Below are 12,063 nucleotides of genomic sequence, written 5' to 3' on the forward strand. Positions count from 1 at the left end.
GGAGACTTATCGTGACCACCGCAACCACCACCCGCGTCGCCACCCTGGCCGACCTCGCCGCACTCGAGGGCCAGCCGCTGGGCACCAGCTCGTGGATCGACATCCCCCAGCAGCGGATCAACACGTTCGCCGACGCCACTGACGACCACCAGTGGATCCACGTCGACCCCGAGCGCGCCACGGCGGAGAGCCCGTTCGGCGGGCCTATCGCGCACGGCTACCTGACGTTGTCGCTGATCATCCCCATGTGGGACGAGGTACTGACCGTCGACAGCGTCACCATGGCCGTCAATTACGGTCTCAACAAGGTCCGATTCACCAACCCCGTACCCGCCGAGGGACGCGTCCGGCTGAACGCGACGCTGCAGTCCGTCGAGGAGCTGCCCAAGGGCGGCGTCCAGGTGACCGTCGCCGGGCAGATCGAACTCGAGGGCAGCGAGCGTCCCGCGGTAGTCGTCGAGGCCGTGTACCGCTTCTTCGAGTGACCCACCTGTGAGTACTTATTAACCGCCCGGGGTTAATAAGTACTCACGGGCGGCGAAGCCGCACTACTCGGGAGCCTGGTCGTCGGGCTCGACCTGTTCCGCCTGCTTCCGCTCGGACGCGTTGCCCGCGATTCCCTTCGCCTCGCGCTCGGCCACCAGCCGGTCTTCCATGTCGTCGACGAGGTCTGCGATCCGCTGGTGCTCGGGGAGGTGCTGATCGTGTCGATCCGAATTCGCCTTCATCACGCTCCTTCCGCTGTGTGCGACGGGCCGCAAATCCTGCGACTTCCGGACGCACAATTCGAACTGTACGCCGCGGGCCCGGCCGAAGCGGGCATTCACGGCGGCACGAACTGGACGCCCGTCTTTCGGGCATTTCGCACCGTCGGTGAAACCTGTTGCCGAACACCACCTTACGGATGTCAGGTTCGCCAATGTCGCACTGCGCAACCTCATTTCGCCTTCGACGCGGGTCCTCCACCGCTGCCGGCAGGCGATGAATTCGATGCACAATCGACACCGTCTTGCGAGTACCTGCAGCCGGCACCTCGTACTCTGGACCGGGTACCACCCGAAGGAGGACCGATATGCCAGCAGTCACCACACCTCATGTCTATGTTCATCGTGCCGGCGATCGGCTGAAAACCAAGATTTCCTGGTTGGATTCGAAGCACTCGTTCTCCTTCGGCCAGCACTACGACCCCGACAACACACACCACGGGCTGCTCCTCGTGAACAACGACGACACCGTGCTCCCCGGTCAGGGATTCGACACGCACCCGCACAAAGACATGGAGATCGTCACGTGGGTGCTGCGCGGCTCGCTCGTCCATCAGGATTCGATCGGCCACTCCGGCATCATCTATCCCGGCCTTGCGCAACGCATGAGCGCAGGCAAGGGCATCATGCATTCCGAGAAGAACGACAGCTGGCGCCTCGAGGGTGAGCAGCACCACGAGCCGGTGCATTTCGTCCAGATGTGGGTGGTACCCGACGAAGCCGGCCTCACTCCGAGCTACGAACAGCTCGAGATCGAGGACGAGATCCTCAAGGGCGGGCTGGTGCCCGTTGCGTCCGGAATGCCGGAATACAAAGATAATTCGGCGATCCGAATCCACAACAAGCACGCGGCCCTGCATGTCGCGCGACTCTTCCCCGGCGCATCGGTGACGCTTCCCGAAGCGCCGTTCCTCCACGTCTTCGTCGCCCGGGGCACCGCGGAGATGGAGGGTGTCGGCACCCTGTACGAGGGGGACGCCGTCCGGCTGAGCGCCTCCGGTGGCCAGCAGGTCACCTCGCACTCCGGCGCCGAGGTTCTCGTCTGGGAGATGCACGCCCGCCTCGGCGGGTGAGTTCCCAGCAAGTTCACAGCCGGACGGCACGCTGCGCGCAGGTTCGTGCGCCACGATCGGGTCACAGCCCGATCATGGAGAGGTACGCATCGTGAACAAGGACGTCGAGAAGAGCCGTCTGCGCATCAGCCGCCGCCGCGCACTGGCGGTCGGTGGAACAGTGAGCCTGGGTGGGCTCATCGCCGCCTGCACCGGGAACGGGAGCAGCAGCACGTCGGCGTCGGCCACGTCGACCGCAGCCACATCCAGTGCCGCGACGACGAGCGCCGACACCGTGAGCGCCCTGCTCGACCAGGCACCGCGGTGCGTCCTGGCCGTCGAGGAGACGCAGGGACCGTACTGGTTCGACGTCGACTCCATCCGCAGCGACATCCGCGAGGACCGGCCGGGCACGAACCTGCAGCTCGCACTGCGGGTGCAGGACCTGACGAATTGTTCCGCGGACGGCTCCGCCGCGGTGGTGAGCAATGCCGTCGTCGAGATCTGGCACTGCGACGCGGGTGGGGTGTACTCCGGCTTCGAGTCGGGTTCCAAGGCCGCGGACCTCAGCGGCAACGGCGCCCCCGCAGGCGCGCCTCCGGCGGGCGGACCCGGTGGCGGCCAACCCCCGGCCGGTGGTCCCGGTGCGGGTGGTCCCGGTGCGGGTGGTCCCGGCGGCGACATGTCCGGCGGTTCGGGTGAGACGTCCGACGGGTCCTACAGCGTCGGCGACAGCGAGGCCGCCACCACGGACGACGGCACCTACCTGCGCGGCGCCCAGACCACGGACGCGAACGGTGTCGCCCAGTTCACCACCATCTTCCCCGGTTGGTACATCAGCCGGACCACCCACATCCACCTGAAGGTGCACATCGACAAGAAGACGGTGCTCACCACCCAGCTGTTCTTCGACGAGGCCCTGCTCGACGAGGTGTACGCGACCGCGCCGTACTCCGATCACACCGGACGCGAGAACAACGTGAACAACTCCACCGACAGCATCTACGACGCCGCCGGCCTGCTGACCGTCGCCAAGCAGTCGGACGGCTACCTCGCGGCGATCAACCTCGGCATCGACGTCTGATCGATCCCCGGTCGTCTGTTTCGCCCTGAGCGCAGTGGTGGACCTCCCGGCGCGGAACGGTGTAAGGATGGAACGCATGACCACGGCTCAGCGCTCCGGCATCGACCTCACTCACCTCGACAACGACACCCGCGCCCAGGACGACCTCTTCGTCCACGTGAACGGCAAGTGGATCGACGACTACGAGATTCCCGCGGACCGGGCGATCGACGGCGCGTTCCGCACGCTGTACGACAAGGCCGAGGTCGACGTCCAGACCATCATCGAGGAGGCGGCGGACTCCGGCGCGGCGCCGGGGACCGACGCGCAGCGCATCGGTGACCTGTACGGCAGCTTCATGGACGCGGATGTCGTCGAGGCCGCGGGGCTCGCACCGATCGCGGGCGAGCTCGCCGACGTGGCCTCGGCCGCCGACCTCTCCGCGCTCGCCGCCGTCATCGGCCGCCAGCAGCGCACGGGGGTCGGCGGAGCCGTCGGCCACTACGTCGACACGGACGCCAAGAACTCCGAGCGTTACCTCGTCCACTTCAGCCAGTCGGGCATCGGCCTGCCCGACGAGTCGTACTACCGCCAGGACGACCACGCGGAGATCCGCGCGGCGTACGTGAAGCACATCGCGAAGATGTTCGCCCTCGCAGGCGTCGACTACGACGCGCAGCGCGTGTTCGACCTGGAAACCAAGATCGCGGCCGGTCATTGGGACGTCGTGAAGCGTCGCGACGCCGAGCTGAGCTACAACCTGCTCACCCTCGACCAGCTCCCCGCCGGGTTGGACTGGTCGTCGTGGATCGGCGCGCTCGGCGGCACGTCCGAGCAGTTCGCCGAGATCGTGGTCCGCCAGCCCGACTTCCTCACCACGCTGACCGAGCTGTGGACGTCCGAGGACATCGACGACTGGAAGGCGTGGGCGACGTGGAACGTCATCCGGTCCCGCGCCCCGTACCTCACGCAGGCCCTGGTCGACGAGAACTTCGCGTTCTACGGGAAGACGCTGACCGGTGCCGAGGAGATCCGTGAGCGCTGGAAGCGCGGCGTGTCCCTGGTGCAGGATCTGCTGGGCGAGGCCGTCGGCAAGCTCTACGTCGAACGCCACTTCCCGGCCGACGCGAAGGCCCGCATGCAGGAACTCGTCGCCAACCTGCAGGAGGCCTACCGGCGCAACATCTCCGACCTGGACTGGATGAGCCCCGAGACGCGGCAGGCGGCGCTCCGCAAGCTGGAGAAGTTCACGCCCAAGATCGGCTACCCCGACAAGTGGCGCGACTACTCGGCCGTCACCATCTCCCGCGACGACCTGGTGGGCAACTACCGCAGCGGCTACGCGGCGGAGTACGACCGCGACCTCGCGAAGCTCGGCGGCCCCGTCGACCGCGACGAGTGGTTCATGACACCGCAGACAGTCAACGCCTACTACAACCCGGGCATGAACGAAATCGTCTTTCCCGCAGCCATTCTGCAGCCGCCGTTCTTCGACGCTGCCGCCGACGACGCCGCCAACTACGGCGGAATCGGTGCCGTCATCGGTCACGAGATCGGCCACGGCTTCGACGATCAGGGCGCCAAGTACGACGGCGACGGCAACATGGTCGACTGGTGGACCGACGACGACCGGACCGAGTTCGGCAAGCGCACGAAGGCGCTGATCGAGCAGTACAACGAGTTCGAGCCGAAGGCGCTGCCCGGCCACAGCGTGAACGGCGAGTTCACCATCGGTGAGAACATCGGCGACCTCGGTGGCCTGTCCATCGCCATCGCGGCGTACCGGATCGCCACGGAAGGGTCCGAGCCCGAGGTTCTCGACGGCCTCACCGGTATCCAGCGGGTGTTCTTCGGCTGGGCACAGGTGTGGCGCACCAAGGCCCGGGACGCCGAGGCGCTCCGCAGGCTGGCCGTCGATCCGCACTCGCCGCCGGAGTTCCGCTGCAACGGCGTGGTCCGCAACCTCGACACGTTCCACGACGCGTTCGACGTCCAGCCGGGTGACGCCCTGTATCTGGATCCGGAGGAGCGCGTCAAGATCTGGTAGCGACTACCGCAGACGGTTCCCCGTCGCCGCGGAGAAGAAGTACACCTCGCCGGGCTTCGGCTGCAGGTGCACCCTCTCCCCCGCGGCGACGGTGCGGGTGCGGTCCACCCGCACCACCACCTTCCCGGACGTCCCGGACGCGTACACGAAGGACTCCGCCCCCAGTTCCTCGAGCAGGTCGGCGTCGACCGTGTACGAGTCCTTGCGCCACGACCCCACCAGCACCCACGACTCCGGGCGCACCCCGACGATCACGGATCCGTCCCCGATAGCCGAGTGCGGCACGGGAATTCGCAGGTCGCCCAGTTCGGCGACGCCGTCGCGGATCGGGGTGTCCATGAGGTTCATCCCGGGCGAGCCGATGAAACCGGCGACGAACGTGTTGACCGGGTCGTCGTAGAGATCGCGGGGCCGGGCGACCTGCTGGAGGCGCCCACCCTGCATGACCGCCACCCGGTCGCCCATAGTCATGGCCTCCACCTGGTCGTGGGTGACGTACACGGTGGTCGTGCCGAGCCGGCGCTGCAGGCCCGCGATCTGCGAGCGGGTGCTCACCCGCAGCTTGGCGTCGAGGTTGCTCAGCGGTTCGTCCATGCAGAACACCTTGGGGTGCCGCACGATGGCCCGGCCCATCGCGACCCGTTGACGTTGCCCGCCGGACAGTTTCGCCGGTTTGCGATCCAGCAGCGGTTCGAGTTCGAGCATCCGCGCCGCTTCCAGCACCCGTTCGGTGCGTTCCACCTTCCCGACGCCGGCGTTGCGGAGCGCGAAACCCATGTTGTCGGCGACGGTCATGTTCGGGTACAGCGCGTAACTCTGGAACACCATGGCCACGTCCCGCGCCCGGGGCGGCAGCGCGGTGACATCGGCGCCGCCGATCTCGATGCGGCCCGCCTCGACGGCTTCGAGGCCGGCCAGCATTCGCAGACTGGTCGACTTACCGCACCCGGACGGACCCACCAGGACGAGAAACTCGCCGTCCGCGATGTCGAGGTCCAGCCGATCGACCGCGGGTCGATCGGCTCCGGAATAGCGGTGGGTGACACCTGCGAACTGCACGTGGGCCATGGATGTTCCTTCTCCTCCTACTGGGGCAGCTTGGGTGTGATCTGGCGGTCGATGATCTGCTGCAGTTGCGTCCCGACACCCGCGAACGTCGCCGCCACGTCCGCATTCTGCAGCGCGATCTGCTCGAGTCCGGTGCCGATGATCTGGTCGCCGCCGGGCACGAACACCCGGGCGTAGTCCTGCGACCGGGTCTTCGCGAGCTGGTCGACGGCGGTGCGCGCGTTGGGGTTCGCGTCGAGGTACGCCTTCATACTCGGGTCCTCGACAGCGGACTTGCGGACGGGCATGTATCCGACGTTCTGGGAGAAGTACGCGGTGTTCTCGCCGTTGGTCACGAAGTCGATGAACGTCAGCGCGTTCTTCTTCCGCTCGTCGGAGATCCGCGCCGGAATCGCGAGGCCCGCGCCACCGGTCGGGCAGCCCGGCGCGCCCGACGCGGGGAGGAAGGCGGTGCCGAAGTCGAACGCGGCCGACTTGGTGATCCCCGACAGGTCGCCGGTCGAGGCGATGGTCGAGGCGAGGATGCCGGCGCCGAACTCGTTGGCGATGTCGCTCGACACGGCCGCGTATTTCTTCGTGTGGATCATGTCCTTCAGGAACGTCCCCGCGGCGAGTGTCTTCTCGTCGCCGAACTTCAGGTCCCACTGGTCCGAGTACGCCCCGCCGAACGTCCAGACCGGCCCCTCGAACGTCCAGCCCAGGTAGTTCTTGGCGTCGCCCCAGCCGTGGGCCAGCTTGCCGCCGCCCATCACCCGCTGCAGTTCGGGACCCCACTCGTCGAACTCCTGCCAGGTGGCGGGCCCCCGGTCGGGCAGTCCGGCCTGCGCCCACACCTGCTTGTTGTAGTAGAACAGCGGCGTCGACCGCGCATACGGAAGGGCGTAGTGCCTGCCCTCGAACAGGTAGTCGGCGAGCAGCGAGTCGACGTAGTCGGAGGAGTCGACACCGACCTCGCCGAACAGTCCGTCGAGCGGCTCGATGGCCCCGGTCAGGGCGTAGTTGAACCACCAGACGTCCGACAGGACCACCACGTCGGGCAGTTCGCCGCCCGACAGGGCCGCGTTGAACTTCTGCGAGACCTCCTCGTAGTTCTTTCCGCCGTCGACGAGGTTCACGGTGAGGTCGGGGTATTTCGCCTGGAACCGGTTGATCAGTTCCCGTTCGACGTCCTGCGACTTGCCCGGGTGGTTGGACCAGAACGTGATGGTGTTCGCATCGCCCGCCGCGCCGGACGTCGCCGACGAGCCCGACCCCGACCCGGCGCACGCGGACAGCGCGGCGCCGGCGGCCACCGCGCCCGCCAGCCCGAGGAATCCTCGACGGTTCATCCGATTCATGTCTCTCCTCGTTCTCCGCTATCCCTTGACCGCACCCGATGTGAGGCCCTTGATCATGTGCCGTTGCAGCACAAGGAAAACCACGAGAATCGGCAGCATCGTGAGTACCGTTCCCGCCATGACCGGACCCCAGTTGGTGAGCCCGTCGTTGTTCTGGAGTTGGGTCAACCCGATCGGCAGCGGCGCGACGGACGCGTCGTCGGCCATCAGGAACGGCCACAGGTATTCGTTCCACTCGGTGACGACGGTGATGATCGCGAACGCCACCATGGTGGGCCCGGACACCGGCAGGATCACCCGCCACAGTAGGCGGAAGTGGCCTGCGCCGTCCATCCGGGCGGCCTCGATGATCTCGGTGGGGATCGACAGGAAGTGGTTGCGCATCAGGAACGTTCCGAACGCGACCCCGGCGAGCGGAACGATGATGCCGTGAAAGCTGTTCCGCCAGCCCCATTCGGCGACGAGTGCGTAGTTGGAGATGACCGTGATCTGGTTGGGCACCATCAAGGCGGCGATGATGCCGAGGAACACGACGTTCTTACCCGGGAACCGCAGGAACACCAGTCCGTAGGCGCTGAACACGCCGAGTGCGAACTTCACGACGGCCAGCACCCCGGTGATGATCACGGAGTTGCGCAGGAACGTCCAGAACGGCACCGACGTGGTGGCCTCCGAGTAGTTCTCGGGATGGAAGGTGCCGGGCCACCAGGTGACCGGCAGGGTGTAGACGTCCGGGCGATCCTTGAAGGATGTCATCACGATCCAGTACAGCGGCAGGGCCACCATGACCAGCACCGCCACCATCGCGGCGTATCCCAGGGCCGTCACGAGCGCTTCCCGGCGGCGATGGTCACGGGCCGGGTCTGTCGCCACCGGCACCTCCGTGCTGCGCTGTTCGCGCAGTGTCTCCGCGGTCACCGGACCTCACCGCGATCCATGATCCGCACCTGGTAGACGGTGATCCCTAGCAGGACAAGGAACATGATCGTGGCCACGGTGGCGCCGTAGCCGGCACGGAAGTTGCGGAACGATTCGTTGTAGACCTGGTAGACCATCGTGGTGGTTCCGGTGCCGAGCGGACCGCCCCGGGTCATCACGTTGATGATGTCGAACACCTGAAGGGAGCCCAGCATCACCGTGATCGAGAGGAAGTAGGTGGTCGGACGCAACTGCGGCAGGATGACCCGGCGGAACGTCGTCCACCGGCCCGCCCCGTCGATCTCCGCGGCCTCGGTCAGCTCACGCCGCGTGCCCTGCAGTGCCGCAAGGTAGATCACGAACGTGTAGCCGAGGTTCTTCCACATGTAGGTGACCGTCACCATGAACAGCGCCCAGTGCGGGTCCTGATAGAAGTCGGGGACGGAGTCGATCCCGACACGGTGCAGCAGATCCTGGATCAACCCGAAACGGGGATCGAACACGAACTGGAACGCCACGCCGATCGCGGCTCCCGAGATGACGAACGGCGCGAAGATCGCCGAGCGGACGAGGTTGCGGCCGTGCAGGTTACGGTCCAGCAGCACGGCGAGCGCGAGACCGGCGATCATCGATCCCACCACGGTCGCGACGGTGAACACGACGGTGTTGCCGACGATCTGCCAGGTGTCGGTCCGGCTCCACCACTCGCGGTAGTTGTCCCATCCGACGAACGTGGCGACGGGGTCGGCGATGTTCCAGTCGAAGAACGACAGCCGGATGTTGTCGACCAGGGGCCGGTATGTGAACAGTACGAGCAGAACCAGATTGGGACCCACCAGCGCCGCGAACAACGCATAGTCCCGCCACGGACGCCCGAGCAGTCCCTGCTTTCCCGGCGACGGCAGGGAACGTTGCGGACTCGATCTCACTGCGGCAGTCTGACGACCGATGACGAATAGCCGGTGAATTGCCGTAGCCCGCACATTGAACTGTGCGGGCTACGGGAAGAACGCGGTGGGAATCGGGGTCAGCGGTTCCAGTCGCCGAGACCGTCGGAGCCGCTCAGCACGCCGCCCGCGGTGTTCTGCACGACCACGGCGTCACCCTTCTTCGAGTTCTCGTAGAACCACTTGGCGTCCTCGGTACTCACGTTGAGGCAGCCGTGGCTGACGTTGGTGTTGCCCTGTGCGTCCACCGACCACGGTGCGGCGTGGACGAAGATGCCGCTGTACGACATGCGGGTGGCGTACTCGACGTACGTGCGGTACCCCTCGGCCGAGTCGACCGGGACTCCGTACGTGGACGAGTCCATGTACATGTCGCGGAACTTGTCGCCGATGATGTACGTGCCGTTCGGCGTCTCGTGATCGGTCTTACCCATCGACGTCGGCATGGTCTTGACCACTTCGCCGTTCCGGGTGACGGTGATCTGCTTGGTGTTGTCGTCCGCGGTCGCCACCAGCGCGTCGCCGATGGTGAACGTGGAGTGCGCATCGCCGGCATCCACGGTGACCTCGGTGTTCGCGGGCCAGAACTCGGTGGGCTTCCAGCGCACCTGGCTGTCGTTGATCCAGTAGAAACCACCCTCGACGGGCTGGCTGGTGGTGACCTTGATGGCCCGCTCGGCGGCGGCGCGGTCGCCGATCGCCTCGTTGAAGCGGATGATCACCGGCTGCGCGACACCCACGACCTCGCCGGCGCCCGGGTTGAGGGACGGAGCCGAGAAGTTCGCGGGCGCGGGTGCCGGTTCGGGAAGCGGCAGCTGCGGCGCGCCGGGCAGCCCGGGAAGGGTGGGAAGACTCGGAATCTCCGGTCCACCGGGAAAGAGCGGTGCGGCCTGTGCGGCCCCGACCAGCGCAGTTCCCGAGACGACGGCCCCGGTCAGTGCGACGGCGACGCGCGAAGACCAGTGCTTGTTCCTGGAAAAACCGATTCCTGACTTGCCCATATGACCACTCTCGTTCGACGACGTGTGCAACGCGCGTCCCCGACGGACCTACCAATCGCGCACTGCCATTAACACACATCATCCGGCCGCGAGCAATTTGCCCGCAATCGTTGCCGCTCCGCGGCCTGCGGGGAGGTGGTGTCACCGAGTGGTCAAGAAGTGCTCACGATCAGGTCTCGGCGCGGGCGGCGGCGAGCATGCTTTCGATGGTGATCAGCTTGGTGCGCGTCCGGCCGGCCGCCTTGCCCCCGGCGCGTTCGGTCTTGTCGATCCGCTGCCAGCCCTGGTAGTCGACGGCGTCGGGCGCACGCTCGGCGATCAGGCGGTCGAGAGCCTCACGTTCGGCGGGCGCGTCGAGCCGACCGGCGGAGAAATCGTCGATCAGCATCTTGACCGTCTCCGCGGAGCAGTACTTGTTGGTGCCGATCACGCCCGTCGGCCCGCGCTTGATCCAGCCCGCCACGTACACGCCGGGCACCGGCGCGCCGGTCTCGGGATCGATCACCCGGCCGTTCTCGTTGGGGATGACGCCGCGCCGGTCGTCGAAGGGGATGCCGGCCACGGGTTGACCGCGGTAGCCGATCGAGCGCAACACCAGGCCGGTGTCCAGCGTGGAGGTGACGTCGGACGGTTTGGCGCTGAGCCGTCCCGACGCGTCCGCGACCATCTCGTTCTTCGCGATGCGCACCGATTCGACGGTGTCGGTGCCGAGAATCTCCACGGGCGACGTCAGGAACCGCAGCACGATCCGCTTCTTCGCCGGATCGGCGGTGCGCCGGGCGAATTCCTCGACCTGCCGCACCTTGTGGCGCTGCGACGGCTCGGCCTCGTCGCCGTCGACGAACGCGCGGCTTGCCGGGTCGAGGACCGCTTCTTCCGGGTCGACCACGATGTCCACGTTCGGCATCAGCCCGAGCGCGAGGAGTTCGGGGTTGGTGTAGGCGGCCTGAGCGGGGCCGCGGCGGCCGAGAATGACGACCTCGCGGATGTTGCTCGCCCGCAGCGCCTCGAGGGCGTGGTCCGCGAGGTCCGTCTTCGCCAGGATCTCCGGATCGGTGACGAGGATGCGAGCCACGTCGAGTGCCACGTTGCCGTTGCCCACGATGACGGCCCGCTCCCCCGACAGGTCGAACGCGTGGTCGGCGTAGTCGGGGTGGCCGTTGTACCAGGCGACGAACTCGGTGGCGGCGTGGCTGCCGACCAGATCCTCGCCGGGAATGCCCAGCGTGCGGTCGCCTGCCGCGCCGACCGCGTAGATGACGGCGTGGTGGTGCGCGAGCAGTTCCTCGTGGCTCACGTCCCGGCCCACTTCCACGTTGAAGTGGCAGTGCACCGTGCGCTTGCCGACGACGGAGCGGAACTGGTCCGTGACGCCCTTGGTGCCCGGATGGTCCGGCGCGACACCGGCGCGCACCAGCCCGTACGGGGTGGGCAGGCGGTCGAAGATGTCGACCTCGACGCGCGGCTTCGCGGTCAGTTCCATCGCGGCGTAGCAGGCGGCCGGACCCGACCCGACGATCGCGACGTGGAGCGTGCCGAGGGCTGCGTCGATCTGCGGCAGCTTGAGCGGCTCGGGCCAGTCGGGGCCGATGGGGTGCTTGGTGTAGTACTGCGCGTTGATGTCGAGGTACGGCTCGTCGACCTCGTCGAGGTCGTTCTCCGCGTAGATCGCCTCCACCGGGCACTCCTCGACGCAGGCCCCGCAGTCGATGCAGGTGTCCGGGTCGATGTACAGCATTTCCGTGGTGGCGAACGGCTTCTCGTCCGGTGTGGGATGGATGCAGTTGACCGGACAGACATCGACGCACGATGCGTCGTTGCAGCACGGCTGCGTGATCACATAAGTCACGGTTCTCCCCTACCTGA

General features: G+C 66.9%; 11 protein-coding genes. 4 read left to right on the forward strand and 7 right to left on the reverse strand.

From position 1 onward, the window contains the following. Positions 1-11 precede the first annotated feature (11 nt). Positions 12-485 (forward strand): p-hydroxycinnamoyl-CoA hydratase, encoded by a 474-nt coding sequence (couM, locus tag ACNJ7E_RS17845; protein ID WP_144285422.1) that lies wholly within the window; start codon positions 12-14, stop codon positions 483-485. 63 nt (positions 486-548) lie between these two features. Here couM and ACNJ7E_RS17850 read toward each other — a convergent pair whose 3' ends face one another. Beyond that, positions 549-728: a hypothetical protein gene (locus ACNJ7E_RS17850; RefSeq protein ID WP_005243850.1), complete on the reverse strand. Its 180-nt coding sequence runs from the start codon at positions 726-728 to the stop codon at positions 549-551. A 344-nt stretch (positions 729-1,072) separates the two neighbouring features. Between ACNJ7E_RS17850 and ACNJ7E_RS17855 the strand changes: the two genes are divergently transcribed. From ACNJ7E_RS17855 to ACNJ7E_RS17865, 3 genes are all read left to right on the forward strand, one after another. Next, positions 1,073-1,837, forward strand: a complete 765-nt coding sequence (locus ACNJ7E_RS17855) for a pirin family protein (RefSeq protein ID WP_280784589.1) — start codon at positions 1,073-1,075, stop codon at positions 1,835-1,837. A gap of 91 nt (positions 1,838-1,928) precedes the next feature. Beyond that, positions 1,929-2,900: an intradiol ring-cleavage dioxygenase gene (locus tag ACNJ7E_RS17860; RefSeq protein ID WP_418340577.1), complete on the forward strand. Its 972-nt coding sequence runs from the start codon at positions 1,929-1,931 to the stop codon at positions 2,898-2,900. Positions 2,901-2,976: 76 nt separating this feature from the next. Then, positions 2,977-4,926, forward strand: coding sequence for a M13 family metallopeptidase (locus ACNJ7E_RS17865; protein WP_280784591.1), 1,950 nt, complete (start codon positions 2,977-2,979; stop codon positions 4,924-4,926). Positions 4,927-4,929: 3 nt separating this feature from the next. Here ACNJ7E_RS17865 and ACNJ7E_RS17870 read toward each other — a convergent pair whose 3' ends face one another. The 6 genes from ACNJ7E_RS17870 to ACNJ7E_RS17895 all read right to left on the reverse strand — a co-directional run bounded on the left by ACNJ7E_RS17870 (position 4,930) and on the right by ACNJ7E_RS17895 (position 12,046). Next, on the reverse strand, positions 4,930-5,994 hold the full coding sequence (locus tag ACNJ7E_RS17870) for an ABC transporter ATP-binding protein (protein WP_283330832.1): 1,065 nt from the start codon (positions 5,992-5,994) through the stop codon (positions 4,930-4,932). A 17-nt stretch (positions 5,995-6,011) separates the two neighbouring features. Then, the gene (locus ACNJ7E_RS17875) at positions 6,012-7,331 is read right to left on the reverse strand and encodes an ABC transporter substrate-binding protein (RefSeq protein ID WP_418340578.1); all 1,320 of its coding nucleotides are present in this window, start codon (positions 7,329-7,331) and stop codon (positions 6,012-6,014) included. 18 nt (positions 7,332-7,349) lie between these two features. Continuing rightward, a complete protein-coding gene (locus ACNJ7E_RS17880) occupies positions 7,350-8,204 on the reverse strand; it encodes a carbohydrate ABC transporter permease (RefSeq protein ID WP_418340582.1) in 855 nt (284 codons plus the stop codon). A gap of 41 nt (positions 8,205-8,245) precedes the next feature. Then, entirely contained in the window at positions 8,246-9,178 is a 933-nt protein-coding gene (locus tag ACNJ7E_RS17885; protein ID WP_280784595.1) for a carbohydrate ABC transporter permease, read from the reverse strand. A gap of 98 nt (positions 9,179-9,276) precedes the next feature. Continuing rightward, positions 9,277-10,197: a L,D-transpeptidase gene (locus ACNJ7E_RS17890; RefSeq protein WP_280784596.1), complete on the reverse strand. Its 921-nt coding sequence runs from the start codon at positions 10,195-10,197 to the stop codon at positions 9,277-9,279. A gap of 169 nt (positions 10,198-10,366) precedes the next feature. Continuing rightward, positions 10,367-12,046: an FAD-dependent oxidoreductase gene (locus ACNJ7E_RS17895; RefSeq protein WP_418340579.1), complete on the reverse strand. Its 1,680-nt coding sequence runs from the start codon at positions 12,044-12,046 to the stop codon at positions 10,367-10,369. Positions 12,047-12,063 lie beyond the last annotated feature (17 nt).

This window comes from Rhodococcus mengyinensis, from assembly GCF_048381435.1.
In the GTDB taxonomy this organism is placed as follows: domain Bacteria; phylum Actinomycetota; class Actinomycetes; order Mycobacteriales; family Mycobacteriaceae; genus Rhodococcus_F; species Rhodococcus_F opacus_D.